13 protein-coding genes are annotated in these 13,715 nt (G+C 69.0%); 8 read left to right on the forward strand and 5 right to left on the reverse strand.

Annotated elements, in window-relative coordinates; all coding sequences use genetic code 11:
• Window positions 1-13: 13 nt before the first annotated feature.
• The 3 genes from DEQ67_RS16850 to DEQ67_RS16860 all read right to left on the reverse strand — a co-directional run bounded on the left by DEQ67_RS16850 (window position 14) and on the right by DEQ67_RS16860 (window position 2,820).
• The gene (locus tag DEQ67_RS16850) at window positions 14-790 is read right to left on the reverse strand and encodes a hypothetical protein (protein WP_115803735.1); all 777 of its coding nucleotides are present in this window, start codon (window positions 788-790) and stop codon (window positions 14-16) included.
• A gap of 82 nt (window positions 791-872) precedes the next feature.
• Window positions 873-2,012, reverse strand: a complete 1,140-nt coding sequence (locus DEQ67_RS16855; protein WP_115803734.1) for a DUF7118 family protein — start codon at window positions 2,010-2,012, stop codon at window positions 873-875.
• 124 nt (window positions 2,013-2,136) lie between these two features.
• Window positions 2,137-2,820: a hypothetical protein gene (locus tag DEQ67_RS16860; RefSeq protein ID WP_004064445.1), complete on the reverse strand. Its 684-nt coding sequence runs from the start codon at window positions 2,818-2,820 to the stop codon at window positions 2,137-2,139.
• 126 nt (window positions 2,821-2,946) lie between these two features.
• On the opposite strand from DEQ67_RS16860, the gene DEQ67_RS16865 reads away from it, so the two are divergent.
• The 8 genes from DEQ67_RS16865 to DEQ67_RS16900 all read left to right on the forward strand — a co-directional run bounded on the left by DEQ67_RS16865 (window position 2,947) and on the right by DEQ67_RS16900 (window position 11,402).
• The gene (locus DEQ67_RS16865) at window positions 2,947-3,819 is read left to right on the forward strand and encodes a universal stress protein (RefSeq protein ID WP_115803732.1); all 873 of its coding nucleotides are present in this window, start codon (window positions 2,947-2,949) and stop codon (window positions 3,817-3,819) included.
• A 141-nt stretch (window positions 3,820-3,960) separates the two neighbouring features.
• Complete coding sequence (locus tag DEQ67_RS16870) at window positions 3,961-4,599, forward strand: helix-turn-helix domain-containing protein (protein ID WP_004064449.1); 639 nt, start codon at window positions 3,961-3,963, stop codon at window positions 4,597-4,599.
• A gap of 262 nt (window positions 4,600-4,861) precedes the next feature.
• A complete protein-coding gene (locus DEQ67_RS16875) occupies window positions 4,862-6,100 on the forward strand; it encodes an ABC transporter substrate-binding protein (protein ID WP_115803731.1) in 1,239 nt (412 codons plus the stop codon).
• Complete coding sequence (locus DEQ67_RS16880; RefSeq protein WP_004040846.1) at window positions 6,097-7,026, forward strand: carbohydrate ABC transporter permease; 930 nt, start codon at window positions 6,097-6,099, stop codon at window positions 7,024-7,026. Before DEQ67_RS16875 ends, DEQ67_RS16880 begins: the two co-directional genes overlap by 4 nt.
• Window position 7,027: 1 nt before the next feature.
• Window positions 7,028-7,894, forward strand: a complete 867-nt coding sequence (locus DEQ67_RS16885) for a carbohydrate ABC transporter permease (RefSeq protein ID WP_004040845.1) — start codon at window positions 7,028-7,030, stop codon at window positions 7,892-7,894.
• A complete protein-coding gene (locus tag DEQ67_RS16890) occupies window positions 7,894-9,045 on the forward strand; it encodes an ABC transporter ATP-binding protein (protein ID WP_006600949.1) in 1,152 nt (383 codons plus the stop codon). The genes DEQ67_RS16885 and DEQ67_RS16890 overlap by 1 nt, the downstream gene beginning before the upstream one ends.
• On the forward strand, window positions 9,042-10,310 hold the full coding sequence (locus DEQ67_RS16895) for a CaiB/BaiF CoA transferase family protein (protein ID WP_115891601.1): 1,269 nt from the start codon (window positions 9,042-9,044) through the stop codon (window positions 10,308-10,310). Before DEQ67_RS16890 ends, DEQ67_RS16895 begins: the two co-directional genes overlap by 4 nt.
• Window positions 10,311-11,402, forward strand: a complete 1,092-nt coding sequence (locus tag DEQ67_RS16900) for a LeuA family protein (protein ID WP_115891600.1) — start codon at window positions 10,311-10,313, stop codon at window positions 11,400-11,402.
• 33 nt (window positions 11,403-11,435) lie between these two features.
• Here the strand turns inward: DEQ67_RS16900 and DEQ67_RS16905 are convergent, their stop codons facing one another.
• Both DEQ67_RS16905 and DEQ67_RS16910 read right to left on the reverse strand, forming a co-directional pair.
• Entirely contained in the window at window positions 11,436-12,155 is a 720-nt protein-coding gene (locus DEQ67_RS16905) for a cob(I)yrinic acid a,c-diamide adenosyltransferase (RefSeq protein ID WP_004064463.1), read from the reverse strand.
• 126 nt (window positions 12,156-12,281) lie between these two features.
• Window positions 12,282-13,610: a cobyrinic acid a,c-diamide synthase gene (locus tag DEQ67_RS16910; protein WP_115891599.1), complete on the reverse strand. Its 1,329-nt coding sequence runs from the start codon at window positions 13,608-13,610 to the stop codon at window positions 12,282-12,284.
• Window positions 13,611-13,715: the final 105 nt, after the last annotated feature.

Here is a 13,715-nt window from a genome sequence, read left to right on the forward strand (position 1 = left end):
CGCTTTTCTCTCGCTACTCGCGCCACCACGCGATAGCGTACACCGCGCCCCCGACGAGAATCAGGACCGCGCCGACGCCCGCGACGCCGAGGCCGACGACGAACGCGGCCCCGAAGCCGAAGTCGTCGACGTGCGTGTAGGCGGTGATGCTGTAACGCGTGCCCTCTTTTTCGACGAGCGCCGGGAGGCGGTCCACGAAGGCGTCGTTCATCCGCGGCCGGTAGCCGAGGTCCCCGTCCGAGGAGTTCCGGAGGATGCTGTCGACCGTCCCCCTGGCCGCCGGCGAGAGGTTCGCGTAGCTGTACGCGCTCCGCTCGACGGTGGTGTTCGCAACACGCTGGAGCGTGGCGTTTCGCGCCGTGACGACCGAGCCGTTCTCTCGCACGCGAAGCCGGTAGTACTGCTCGCGCTCGCCGTAGGCGTCGTGGACGTACGTGTTGTTCCGCGCGATGGCGCGGAGGTCGACTTGCGCGCCGGCCGCCGTCGTCCGGGCGGTCCCGTTCCGCATCGCCGCCTCCAGCGTCCCGCGGGTCTCGTTCGGCGCGCGGTACTCGCCGGCCGAGTACCGCTGGCTCACCTGATGTACCGAAATCGAGACCGAACGGCCGTGCCGGTTGACGATGGTCTCGATGTCCGACTGGTTCGCAAGCGAGACCGTCTCGGCCCGGTACGAGTTCGAGACTTTCGGCGGCGGCGATGTCGCGTCCGCGAGCGCGGGTAGGTACACCGGCGCGGGGAGGCAGACGAGACCGACGACCGCGAGAAGGAGAGCGAGTTTCCGGAGACGCATTACCGGGAGTTCCGCCGAGTCGGGTAAGTGCTTTTTGTCGCCGTCGGGCGTCCGGTCTCGCCGCCGCGGCCCCGGGCGACGCTCAGTCGTCCAGCGGCGGATTCGCGTCGAGGCAGTCAGCGACCCGCTCGCGCTCCTCGCGGGCGTCGGCTAACTCCTCTTCGACGACGCCCCGCTGGAGTCGCTCACGCTGGTCTTCGGTGAGTTCCGCGCGGGCGACCGCGGCGTCGCGGAGGCGGTCGTACGACTCCTCGTACGTCAGTTCGTGGACCTCCCGGGCGCGGGCGACCGTCTCGTCGGCGGCGAACCGACTCACGACGGCGACGAGTTCTTTCGTCCGCCAGCGGAGTTCAGCGGCGGGGTCCGGCGGCCACGAGACGGTCAGCGGGTCGGCGTCGAGCGTCTCCAGAAACCGTTTGTTCGTCCCGACGGCCGCGGCGAATCGCTTCGGGTCGTCCACGTAGTGGTCGAGTTTCGACCGCGAGTAGCCGGCGTACTCGACGAGCGTGGGTATCGTCTCGTCCCCGATGGCGGCTGTTTCGAGGTACTCGCGCAGTCGCTCGGGGGGACTGGGCGTCCCGACCAGCGGGTACGACTCGGCGGCCGCCAGCCACGCGAGCACCTCGCGGGCCGATGACTTGGCGCGGAACCGGTCGAACGCCTCGGTCACGGCGTCGTCGTACCGCTCGATGGGGTCGCGGAGTTCGTCCACCGGCGCGTCGATGTCGGCCTCACCGAGTTCCCGCACGCGTTCGAGGCGGTCGATTCGCGCGTCGAGTTCGTCCGCGCGCTCCCGCAGTCGCCGGCGGGCGCTCCGATAGTCGTCTCTCGCCTCGTCCAGTTCGTCGAGGAGCGCCGCCTCCTCGCGGGCTGGGTCCAGTTCGCGTCTGGCCTGCTCGAAGTCGGACGCCGACAGCGACGAGGTGATGCCGGTCGTGAGCGACTCGTTGGCGTCGATGAAGGCGTCGCTGTGGCGCACGTCGGCGGGGACCTCCTCCAGCCGGTCCGACAGCGCCTCGCGGAACTCGACGTAGCCTTCGAGGTCGTCGGTCGCCCGCTCCTCGTAGCGGTCGAGAATCCCCGTCACGTCGCGGACGGCGGACGCGAGCGTCCGAAGCTCCTCGCGGCCGATGTCGTCGACCGCCTCGCGTCGGCCGCGGAGGGTGTCGGCCGCCGTTCGGAGCGCCGCCACGTCGTCGGCGGCGAGCGCGGCGTCAGTCACGCTGCGCCACCTCGGGCGGGCATCCCGGTCGCGGAATCAGTGTCATGCCCGACGAGTCGGTGCGCGAGGTTGAAAAGTTGATGACCGAGGACGGCGGTGCGACGGCCGCGGAGCCGACAGACCGTCAACGACGCTTCCGGTCGGTCGCCACGTCGAACGCGGCGGCGACCGCGACTGCGAGCACGCAGAGCGCGACCGACGGCGACAGGGAGAACAGGCCGGCCACGCCGGGGAACGTCGCGACCGCGAGGAGCGAGACGGCGTAGTAGACGCCGGCGGCCGCGGCCGACGTGCGGGCCGGCGCGGCGCGCAGTCGGGGGAGCGCGAGCATCGCACAGAGCGCGACGCCGCCGGCGACGACGACAGAGCCGAGGAAGCCCGCTCCGGCGAGGTCGGCGCGCGCGCCGAGGAACGTCCCGAGGCCGAGCGTCGCGTTCAGATAGGCCGCCCGGCGGACGAGAAAACCGTAGCCCGCGTCGGGGCCGAGACCGATTTCGTTGTCTTCGATTCGGTGCCACGGCGCGCCGACCGAGACGGCGTCCAACCGGAGCGCGCCGATGGCGAGACAGGCGACCGCCAGCGAGACGACGGCCGCGGTCGTGACCGCCACCGGGGTCGAGACGGTCATGAAGGCGACCCAGAGCATCGGCAGCGCCAGAAGCAGGTGCTGTCCGAGCCCGAAGTAGACCGTCGCGTCGAGCCACGCGTCGACCCCGGTCTCGTCGTCGTCGCGCTGTCGGCGTCGGTGCCGCCGGTTGCGTCGCGGCCGCGTTTCGCCGCCCCGAGGTGACTCATCCGTCGGTGCCATCACCGTTCGGTTGTCACTGCCGTCTGATAACTGTGTGGCGCGCCGATGGTCGTGACGCCGGCGGCGGGCGGTCCGCGAACGCCGCCCGGCGAAAGGACTTACCCGCGACCGGGTGTATGACAAGCCATGTACGAGCGCATCCTCCTGCCCGTCGACGAGAGCACGTCGTCGAGCGCGGTTCTCCACCACGCCAGCGAACTCGCCCACTGGGACGACGCGGAGATACGGCTACTCTTCGTCGCCGACACGACCCGCGACAGCGTCACCGTCGTCGAGAACGACGTGGTCGACGCGCTCGAACGCGAGGGCGAGAGCGTCGTCGAGGAGGCGGCGGAGACGCTCCAGAATCTCGGCGTCGATTACTCGACCGACGTGGTACAAGGCAACCCCGCACCGACCATCGTCGAGTACGCCGAGGAGTACGACTACGACCTCGTCGTGATGCCGACCCACGGTCGGGAGGGTATCTCGCGACAGCTTCGCGGGAGCGTCACGGAGAAGGTCGTCCGCCTGTCGGACCGGCCGGTGCTCACCGCCCGCATGAAGCCCGACGAGGAGCTGACGTTCCCCTACGACCGCATCCTCATCCCGACCGACGGGAGTCGCTCGACGAAGCGGGCGACGAGCCACGGGCTCGCGCTCGCCGCCGAACTCGACGCGACGGTCCACGTCCTCTCGGTCGTCGACGACTCCGCGCTCGGGTTCGACGTGCGGTCGATGCTCTCCGGCGAGGAGAGCGAGCGCGGCGCGAACGAGGCGATTTCGAAGGTCGTCGAGGAGGCGAACGAACACGGCGTCACGAAGCTCGCGGAAACCATCGAACACGGCTCGCCGAGCGAGGCGATTCGGGAGTACGTCGAAGGTAACGACATCCACGCCGTCGTCATGGGGACGACCGGGCGGAGCGGCGTCGACAGAATTCTCCTCGGGAGCGTCGCCGAGCGGACGGTTCGGAGCGCCCCGGTTCCCGTCATCACGGTGTCGCCCGACGAGGAGTGACCCGCGCGGGTCGCGGACGCCGGGGCGTCCGCCTCGGGATACAGCTATTATCCGCGGGCGACGTATCGGCGTGGTAGCCGTGGTCGAACAGGACCGTCTCGGACGCCCGTCCAGCTCCGACAGCCGGAGGTCTCGATAGCGATGCTTCGCGCGACCATCCTCCTCGAACTGAACGAGGATTACGTGCTGTCGCACGTGAGCGACCTCGTCGACGGGCCGGTCGTCGTGACGAACTGCGAGGTGCTCGGCGAGACGGACATCCGCTTCGTCGTCGACGCCGGGGAGCACCGCGACGAGATGGCCGACCGGCTCGCCGCCAGCGAGGTCGTCAGCGACCTCGAACTCGTCGGCGACGACCAACTGCTCATCACCAAGCGGTCGTCCGGCGCGCTCCCCGTCATCCGAGAGAACCACGGGATGCTCCAGCGGATGAGCCAGTTCTACGGTCGCTCGCGCGTCTTCGACGTGGTCGTGTTCCGGCGGGCGGACCTCAAGGCTATCATCTCGGGCCTCCGGTCGCTCGGGACCGTCGAACTCCGGCGGCTGAAACCCTTCGTCGGCCCCTCGACGCGGCTCTCGAAGCGGCAGGCCGAGGTCGTCGGCTACGCGCTCGAACGCGGCTACTACGACTGGCCGCGGGGCGTCACGGTCGAGGAAATCGCGGCGGCGTTCGAGGTGAGCAGACCGACCGTGTTGGAACACCTCCGACGGGCCGAAAAGAAACTCCTCAGCGACGCGCTCGCCGACGCGACGACGCCCGCGAACCCCGACAGCACCTGACCGCGACCGGACCGGCTCGGCCCCCGGCGCACGCTGCGCTCCGAATTTTAAGCGCCTAGTACACCTGAAACACGTCACCAGATATCCGGAAACCGATATAAAGAGCCAACAGGGGTAGGCACTACTCCCGTGGCCTCTACCGGTGTACGTATTGTTTGCAATTACCATGATAGATGGGAATTACTCTCGTGGTGGAGACGGGCGGAAAACGCGCGGGTCGTCGCGCCGGACGTTCCTCGCGGCGGTCGGGAGCGCGGCGGCGGTGACGACGGCTGGCTGTCTCGGCGGCAGCGGTGGCGGCGGCTCCAACGAGCCGATTCGATACCTCTCGGACCGTGGCGACTCGAAGGACGTGATGGACGAAATCATCGCCGAGTTCGAGGAGGAGACCGACCACACGGTCGAGATGATTTACACGGCGAAGGGAACCTCCTCGGACGCCGAGATGCAGAAGATGGTCGCCGCGGGCAACCCGCCGGACCTGCTTTTCGACACCTCGACGGACGCGTATCGACTTCAGCGCGACGGCGTCCTCGCGCCGGTCACGGGGGCCGTCCAAGATAACGACCTGCCCGACCCGGTCACCGTCGGCGGCGAGTCGTACTTCGCGGCCGCGATGGTCGAACCGCTCATGGGCTGGTACCGAAACGACGTGTACTCGGAGCTGCCCGCGTCGTGGAGCGAGTGGGTCGAGGCCGCCGGCGAGGTGTCGGCCAACGAGTCGATGGAGGGTTACGTCGTCCAGTCGGGGCAGACGAACAACGCCGACACCCAGATGACGCAGTACCTCTGGCAGAACGACGTTGAGATTTACGGCGGCCCCTCCGACGGCATCGAGGTCAGACTCGACGACGACGACAACCGACAGGCGGCCGTCGAGACGTTCGAGTGGGTCCAGTCGATGGCCGAGCACTCGCCGAACGGCTCGGGGTGGGCGTGGGGCGACGCCATCGGCGCGCTCCAACAGGAGAACGCCGCGGCCATCGCCAGCGTCGGCGGCCTCCCCATCCTCACGATTCAGGCCAACCGCCCCGACCTCGTCGAGAACCTCAGTCCGATGCCGTTCCCCGTGCCGAGCGGGGCGGCACAGGACAAGTGGTGGGCGTACATGGAGGGCCACCTCGTCCGCAACGACGGCCAGAACACCGAGGGCGCACAGGCATTCGTGGACTTCTTCACGAGTTCGTCGCGCTTCTTCGACTTCGTGCTCTCCGCGCCGCTGTTCCAGTTCCCGCCGACGCGGGAGCAACTCGACGCGCCCGAGGTGACCGAAAACGAGGTCATCCAGCAGCACCCCGACGTGATGAATCTCGTCCGCGACAACTGGGACGCCTTCACGAGCGTCCTCGCGACGGGCGACGACGGCGCTCCGAACATCGTCGCGGCCGACGCGTACAGCGAACAGCTCTTCGGACAGGCTGCGGACCAGTTTCTCGTCGGCGGGCTCACACCCGACGAGACGGTCGACTGGCTGGCCGAGCAACTCCGCGGGTTGCAATGAGTACGGCCCTCAAATCGCGGTTGGAAGCCGCCGGGTCGGCCCTCCGAGAGCGCGACGTGGACGGCACGACGCTCCTGTTGGCGGCGTGTTTCGTCCCGATGCTCGCGTTCTTCGTCGTGGTCTGGGTCATCCCCATCGTCTACGCGCTCGGGATGAGCCTGTTCGCGTCGCCGGTGCGGAGCCCCGAGTTCGTCGGCCTCGGCAACTACGCCGAACTCCTCGGCAACGGCGCGTTCTGGGGCTTCCTCTGGAACAGCGTCGTCTACGCGGTGGCGACGACGGGGCTGAGCCTCGTCATCGGGCTGGGGCTCGCGCTCGTCATCAATCAGCGCATCCGCGGCGGCGACGCCCTGCGGACGCTGATGATTTTCCCGTACCTCCTGCCGACGCTCGTTGTCATCTTCATGTGGAAGTTCATCCTCGACCCCAACATCGGGATTCTGAACCAGTTCCTCGTCGACGCCGGGCTCATCGACAAACCCATCGCGTTCTTCTCGACCTTGGAGTTCGCCATGCCGGCGGTCGTCGTCACGAGCGTCTGGAAGTTCGCCAGCTTCGCCTTCTTCATCCTGCTCGCGCGCTTGCAGGCCATCGACCCCGACCTCTACGAGCGGGCGCGGGTCGAGGGCGCGACGACGTGGCAGGCGTTCCGCGACATCACCTTTCCGCACCTCCGCGGCGCGATTCTCATCATCCTCCTCGTCAGGGGCATCTGGATGTTCAACAAGTTCGACATCATCTACCTCTCGACCCGCGGCGGCCCGCTCCAGCAGACGACGACGCTCCCGATTCGCGTCTACCAACTCGCGTTCAGCGAGGTGAACTTCGGCATGGCGACGGCGCTCGCCGGCGTCATGTTCTTCCTCCTCGCCGGCGTCGCGGTGGTCTACTTCCGGGCGTTCGCCCCCGAAAAGGAGGTGGCGTGAGATGGCGACGTCTTCCGGTCGCGGCCTCGTCTCCCACGACACCCAGAAACGCCTCCAGCGAATCGCCGTCTACCTGACGGCGCTTCTCATCTCGGTGTTCACCATCATCCCGGTGTACGTGATGGTGGTCATCGCCATCCAGTCGCCGGCGACGACGTTCGCCGGCGGGCGGGTGAACCTGCTTCCCACCGAGCCGTCGCTCCGGAACTTCCTCGTGCTTCTCGGGTCGACCGACACGGTTCGGTACTTCGTCAACAGCCTCGTCGTCACGCTCGGGTCGACCGTCCTCTCGACGACTATCGCGGTCGCGGCGGGCTACGGCCTGACGCGCTTCGACTTCACCGGGAAGTCGCTGGCGGCGCGGGCGGTGCTGTTCTCGTACATGTTCAGCCCCATCGTCCTCGCCATCCCGCTGTACGTCGTCTTCTCGACGCTCGGCCTGCTGAACAGCCACTTCGCGCTCACCCTCGCGCTGACGGCCATCTCCGCGCCGTTCTGCATCTGGCTGATGTGGCAGTACTTCCAGACCGTCCCCATCGCGCTCGAAGAGTCCGCGTGGGTCCGCGGCGCGAGTCGCTGGCGCACCGTCAGAGACGTGGTCCTGCCGGTCGCCCGGCCCGGCTACATCTCCGCGGCCATCTTCGCGTTCGCCGTCGCGTGGAACGACTTCACCATGGCGCGCGTCGTGATGAGCCGCGACGAGATGTACACCATCACCGTCGGCGCGTCGCTGTTCTTGGACCGCGTCAGCATCGGCTGGGGCGAGACGATGGCCGTCTCGCTTCTCATCTCGATTCCGCCGTTCCTCATCGCACTGTTCCTGCAACGATACCTCCTCCAGGGCTTCAGCGTTGGAGGCCTCGAATAATGGCAACCAGCATCCACCTCGACACCGTCAGAAAGGAGTTTCGCACCCTCGGAAACACGCACGTCGCCGTCGACGACCTCAGCCTCGACATCCCCGAAGGCTCGTTTACGACCTTCGTCGGCCCCTCGGGCTGCGGGAAGACGACGACCCTGCGCATGTTGGCCGGGCTGGAGACGCCCACCTCGGGCACCGTCTCGTTCGGCGACGAGGACGTGACCGACCTCCCGCCGCAGGAGCGCAACGTCTCGATGGTGTTCCAGTCCATCGCGCTCTACCCGCACATGTCCGTCCGCGAGAACATCGGCTACGGCCTGAAGATTCACGGCGTTCCGAAGGCCGAACGCGACGAGCGCATCGACGAGGCCGCCGAAGTCCTCCAAATCGAGGCGCAGTTGGAGAAGATGCCCGCCGAGCTCTCCGGCGGCCAACAACAGCGCGTCGCCCTCGGCGGCGCGTTCGTGCAGGACCCCGACGTGCTGCTTCTGGACGAGCCGATGTCCGACCTCGACGCGAAGCTCAAATCCGACCTCCGCGTCGAGATTCAGCGACTCCACCAGGAACTCGACACGACCGTCGTCTACGTCACTCACGACCAGACCGAGGCGATGACGATGAGCGACCAGGTGGTCCTCCTGCGCGACGGCGAACTCGCGCAGGTCGACCCGCCGAAACAGCTGTTCGACTACCCGAACTCGGAGTACGTCGCGCAGTTCATCGGCATGCCCTCGACCAACGTCGTCGACTGCGCGGTGGAGGCGAGAGATAGCGGGACCGCGCTCGTCGGCCCCGGGTTCGAGCTTTCGCTCCCGGCCGGCGTCGAGGCCCCGGCCAGCAATCGCGTCAGACTCGGAATCAGGCCGCAGTACCTCGACGTGGGTTCCGGCGGGGCGTGTCGGCTCTCGGTCGACGTGGAGGTCGTCGAGACGCTCGGGACCGAGTCCGTGGTCCACGGCCGCCTCGAAGACGGCACCCCTTTCGACGTGGTGAGCGACGCCGTCGACGACGCGGTGGCGGGCGACCGACTCGACGTGTCGTTCGACCTCGAAGACGCGTTCGTCTTCGGTGCGGACGGCGAGACCATACTCTTCGGCTCCGAACGCGCCAGTGAGCGCTCGTCGTCGCCCGCCGGGGCGGGAGGCGTCACTCCATGAGCGGCGATAGCGCCGAGCGCGCCGAGAGCACCGAGAGCACCGAGACTGCCGCGGACGCGCCCGGCTCTGCGACCGCCTCGGCGTCGTCCGGCCTCCCGCTCGACGGCGTGCGCGTCCTCGAACTCGGCCACATCATCGCCGGGCCGTTCTGCTCGATGCTCCTCGCCGACCTCGGCGCGGACGTCATCAAGGTCGAACACCCGGAGGGCGGCGACCTCATCCGCGGGTCGTCGCCGGTCGGAAACAGCTCGTTCAACTACGTCAACCGGGACAAGCGGAGCCTCACGCTCGACCTCAAGTCTGACGCGGCGCTCGACGCGTTCTTCGACCTGCTCGACGAGACCGACGTGGTCGTCGAGAACTACGCGCCGGGGACCGCCGAGCGACTCGGCATCGGCTACGAGCAGTTGCGAGAGACGCATCCGGGCCTCGTCTACTGCTCCATCAAGGGGTTCAACCCCGGCCCCTACGAGTCGTACCCCGCGCTCGACCCCATCGCCGAGGCGCTGTCCGGGCTGATGAGCGTCACCGGTCACGAGGGGATGCCCCCGGTCCGGTCGGGCACGAGCATCGCAGACATGGCCGCGTCGTTCTACGGCGCGATAGCGGTCCTCGGGGCGCTCTACCGCCGCGACCGGACCGGCGAGGGGTCGAAGGTGACCGCGCCGCTGTTCGAGTCCACCGTCTCGATGATGGGCTACTGGCTCGCGTACACCGAGGCCTACGACGACGTGCCGGGGCCGATGGGCGCATCACACCCAAACTGGGCACCCTACGACGTGTTCGAGACGGCCGACGACGAGTGGGTGTTCATCGGCCCCTCCGGCGAGCGCCAGTGGACCGCGCTCTGCGAGGCGCTCGGCCTCGACCTCCACGAGGACGAGCGGTTCGCCACGCTCCCGGACCGCCGGGAGAACCTCGACGAACTCATGGACCTGCTCCGCGCCGAGTGCGAGACGCTCCCCGCCGCCGACCTCGTCGCCGGGCTGCGCGAGGTCGGCGTCCCCGTCGCCAAGGTGAACTCGATGGACGAGGTCGCGACCGACCCGCACCTGCGGGCGACCGACTTCTTCACCGAGGTCGAGACCGCCGAGGGAACGTCGCGGTCGGTCAGCGTCCCGCGGTTCCCCGTCGTCGCCAGCGGCTTCGACCGCCCCGACTCGACCGACCCGCCGAAGCTCGGCGAGCACACCGAGGCCATCCTCTCGTCGCTCGGCTACGACGACGCCGACATCGACGCGCTTCGGCGCGCGGGAGGGGTCTGAGTGGCCGCCGCGGAGCCGGTCCTCCTCGACGTGACCTGCCGCGAGGGCGAGCAGCGCCCCGGGGCGTCCTACACGACGGGACAGAAAGCCGCGGCCGTGCGCGCCCTCGACGACCTCGGCGTCGACTACGTACAGGTCGGCTTCCCCATCGCGGGCGCACAGACCGGCGAGGTCTGCGACGCGGTCGACGTGGAGACGAAACTGACGGGCATCGCCCGGGCCGTCCCGAAGGACGTCGAGGCCGCGGTCGACGCCGGCGTCGACGTCATCGACGTGTTCGCGCCGACCAGCGAGCGACAGCGGACCGAACTGCTCGGGAAGGACGCGGACGAGTTGCGCTCGCTCGTCGGTGAGACGGTCGATTCCGCGACCGAGACCGGGCTGGAAGTCCACTTCACCGCGATGGACGGCTTCCGGACCGACCCCGCGTTCCTCGATAACCTGTTCGACTCGATAGACGCGACGTACCTCACTATCGCGGACACCGTGGGCTCGAAGACGCCGTTCGAGGTGTCGTCGTTCCTCCACGACCTCGACACCGACCCGACCCGCCTCGGCGTCCACTTCCACGACGACCTCGGGGTCGCCACGGCCAACGCGCTCACCGCGGTCGCCCACGACGTGCAGAAGGTGGACGTGTCGGTCGCCGGCATCGGCGAGCGCGCCGGAAACGTCCCCGTCGAGGAGTTCGTCGTCGCGGCCGAGACGAGCCGCGCCGTGAACCGCCCCGCGCTCGACCCCTCGACGCTCATCCCCCGGGCGAGCGACGTGTTGACGGCGCTCGACGAGTCGGTGCCGGCGGAGAAATCGGTGCTCGGCGCGGACGTGTTCTCCCACGAGTCCGGCCTCCACACGGCGGCGATGCTCGACGACCCGGCGACGTTCGAGCCGTTCGACCCGGCCGTCTTCGGCGGGTCGCGGACGCTCTACTTCGGCCCGCAGAGCGGGACCGGCGCGGCCCGGCGGCTCTTGGAGCGCGCCGGCGACGACGACCCCGACGAATCGCGGGTCGCGGCGCTCGTCGAGACGCTGCGGTCGCTGGACGAACCGGTGCCGACCGACGAGGCGCTGGACATCGCCCGGGGGCTCTGAGCCGTCGGCCCGAGGCCGGGCTGGCCGACGCTCTCAGTACTCGGTTCCTTTTCTCGCGCGCTGGCCGGCGTCGATGGGGTGTTTCTCCTTTCGGACGTTGGTCACGAGGTCCGCGGCGTCGGAGAGGTAGGTCGGCTCCTCGTGGCTCCCGGTCAACACGAGTTCGAGGCTCTCGGGCTTGCGCTCCACGAGGTCGAGCACGTCGGCCTCGTCGAGCAGTCCCATCGCCACGGCGTAGAGGAGTTCGTCGATGATGAGGAAGTGGACGCCGTCCTCGGGCGGGCCGTCGAGGGCGAGCGGCTTCGAGAGGTCGGCGTCGGCCGCGGCGTCGACGAGTTCGCGCGCCCGGTCGAGGCCGGCGGCGACCTGCGCCTCGTGGTCTTCGTCGTCGCTGCCGTCGGCCATCCCGGCCCAGCCGTAGTGGCCGAGGTTCTCGAAGGAGAACCCGGGCATCGCCGCGATGGCGTTGTACTCCCCGCGGACGGCCTCGACGGAGTCCGCGCCGCCCTTCAGGAACTGGAGCATGTGGACGCGGTAGCCGTGGCCGGCGGCGCGAAAGCCCATGCCCATCGCGGCCGTGGTCTTGCCCTTGCCGTCGCCCCACCACACCTGCACGAGGCCGAAGTCGTCGGGCGCGGCGGGTTCGATGGCGGCCGCTTCCGGGCGGACGCCGCGGCCGGGGGTGTTCGCCCGAACCGAGTCGGGGCTGGTCTCGTCGTCTGTCTCGGTGGTTCCGTCGGGTGCGTCGGTCATCGTTGTGGGTTCGAAGTCGGGGTCGGTCGTCGGTCAATCGTCAGTCGGTGCTTGTCGCGGCTTCGTATATAGGGGTTCGCCGCTCTCGCGCTCTTGTGCCCTTGCGCTCTCACGCTCTCGCCGCGGTCAGTCCGTCAGTCGCGAGACGAAGCGGTCGAACGCCCCGCTTTCGGGGTGGACGTGCGCGTAGGTGCCGAGGGTTCGGTACTCGGTGAGTCCCTCGCGGCCGTCGATGCCGGAACCGCGCTCCACGTCGAAGGCGAACCGGGCGTCCGTCGCCGGGTCCGCCGACGAGTAGTGGAACTCGTGGCCGCGGAGCGTCTCGCCCGCGTCGGCGGTCAGCGTCCCGTCGGTCGCGCGGAGTTCCACGTGGTCGAGCGCCTGATAGCGCTCCTGCATCGTCACGTCGGCGGGGAGGATGCCGGCCATCTCGTGGGTGTCGCCGTCGGTCGTCGTCAGCGATTCGGTGAGCGCCATCAGACCGCCGCACTCGCCGAACACCGGCAGGCCGTCGGCGGCGCGGTCGGCAAGCGCCGAAAGCGCCGGTGACGACGCGAGGTCCGCGGCGAACCGCTCGGGGTAGCCGCCGGGGAGGTAGACGCCGTCGCAGTCCGGGAGGTCGTCGCCGGCGACCGGCGAGAAGTACGAGACGGTGCCGAGCGATTCCAATCGCGCCAGCGTCGAGGGGTAGACGAAACAGAACGCCTCGTCGCGGGCGACGGCGACCGTCGGGCGGTCCGAATCCGTAGCTTGGACTGGCTCGGCTCGCGTGCCCGATTCGACCTCTTCGGCGTCCCAGTCGGGTTCCCGCGCCACTTCAGCGAGCGCGTCGGCGCGAATCCCGTCGGCCGCGGCGTCGAGCGCCTCGTCGGACAGCGGGGCCTCGTCACCGAGGTGGAGGCCGAGGTGGCGCTCCGGGATTTCGAGGTCGTCGCTCGGCGGGATTCGACCGAGGTACGGCAGTTCCTCGGGGAGTGCGTCGCGGATGCCCTCGGCGTGGCGGCCGCCGTGAGCGCGGGAGGCGATGACGCCGGCCACGTCGGCGTCGATGCCCATCCGGTCCGCGTAGGTCCGGAAGCCGTAGGCCGTCGCCGCGACGCTCTGCATCCCGGCTCTCGCGTCCGCGACGAGGACCACGGGGAGGTCGAGGAGGGCGGCGACCCGAGCCGTCGACGTGTCGCCGTCGTAGAGGCCCATCATGCCCTCGACGACGCAGATGTCGCCCTCGCCGCGGGCGTAGGTCCGGCGCATGCCGTCGTCGCCTTCGAGCCACGGGTCGAGCGTCCGCGACGGTTTCCCGACGATTGCCGCGTGGTGCGATGGGTCGATGAAGTCGGGGCCGGCCTTGGCCGGTTGGACCTCGTAGCCCTCGCGTTCGAGCGCGCGGCACACCGCGAGCGTCGTGACGGTCTTCCCGACGCCGGAGGCCGTGCCGGCGACGACGACGCCTCTCATTCGACCACCGCGGTCCGGGTCGCTTTCGGCGCTCCCGGCGGGTCGCTCGCGAGTCGAGACGGACGTTCAGCAGTCATATCTCCAAGTGAGATTTCAGTAGTCAAA

This window comes from Haloferax sp. Atlit-48N (assembly GCF_003383015.2).
GTDB classification, from domain to species: Archaea; Halobacteriota; Halobacteria; order Halobacteriales; family Haloferacaceae; genus Haloferax; species Haloferax volcanii.

What these genes read in the sequence shown, in the direction of transcription:
- DEQ67_RS16850 (WP_115803735.1), bottom strand. Translation starts at nt 790, where the DNA reads ATGCGTCTCCGGAAACTCGCTCTCCTTCTCGCGGTCGTCGGTCTCGTC.
- DEQ67_RS16860 (WP_004064445.1), bottom strand. Translation starts at nt 2,820, where the DNA reads ATGGCACCGACGGATGAGTCACCTCGGGGCGGCGAAACGCGGCCGCGA.
- DEQ67_RS16865 (WP_115803732.1), top strand. Translation starts at nt 2,947, where the DNA reads ATGTACGAGCGCATCCTCCTGCCCGTCGACGAGAGCACGTCGTCGAGC.
- DEQ67_RS16870 (WP_004064449.1), top strand. Translation starts at nt 3,961, where the DNA reads ATGCTTCGCGCGACCATCCTCCTCGAACTGAACGAGGATTACGTGCTG.
- DEQ67_RS16880 (WP_004040846.1), top strand. Translation starts at nt 6,097, where the DNA reads ATGAGTACGGCCCTCAAATCGCGGTTGGAAGCCGCCGGGTCGGCCCTC.
- DEQ67_RS16885 (WP_004040845.1), top strand. Translation starts at nt 7,028, where the DNA reads ATGGCGACGTCTTCCGGTCGCGGCCTCGTCTCCCACGACACCCAGAAA.
- DEQ67_RS16890 (WP_006600949.1), top strand. Translation starts at nt 7,894, where the DNA reads ATGGCAACCAGCATCCACCTCGACACCGTCAGAAAGGAGTTTCGCACC.
- DEQ67_RS16895 (WP_115891601.1), top strand. Translation starts at nt 9,042, where the DNA reads ATGAGCGGCGATAGCGCCGAGCGCGCCGAGAGCACCGAGAGCACCGAG.
- DEQ67_RS16905 (WP_004064463.1), bottom strand. Translation starts at nt 12,155, where the DNA reads ATGACCGACGCACCCGACGGAACCACCGAGACAGACGACGAGACCAGC.
- DEQ67_RS16910 (WP_115891599.1), bottom strand. Translation starts at nt 13,610, where the DNA reads ATGAGAGGCGTCGTCGTCGCCGGCACGGCCTCCGGCGTCGGGAAGACC.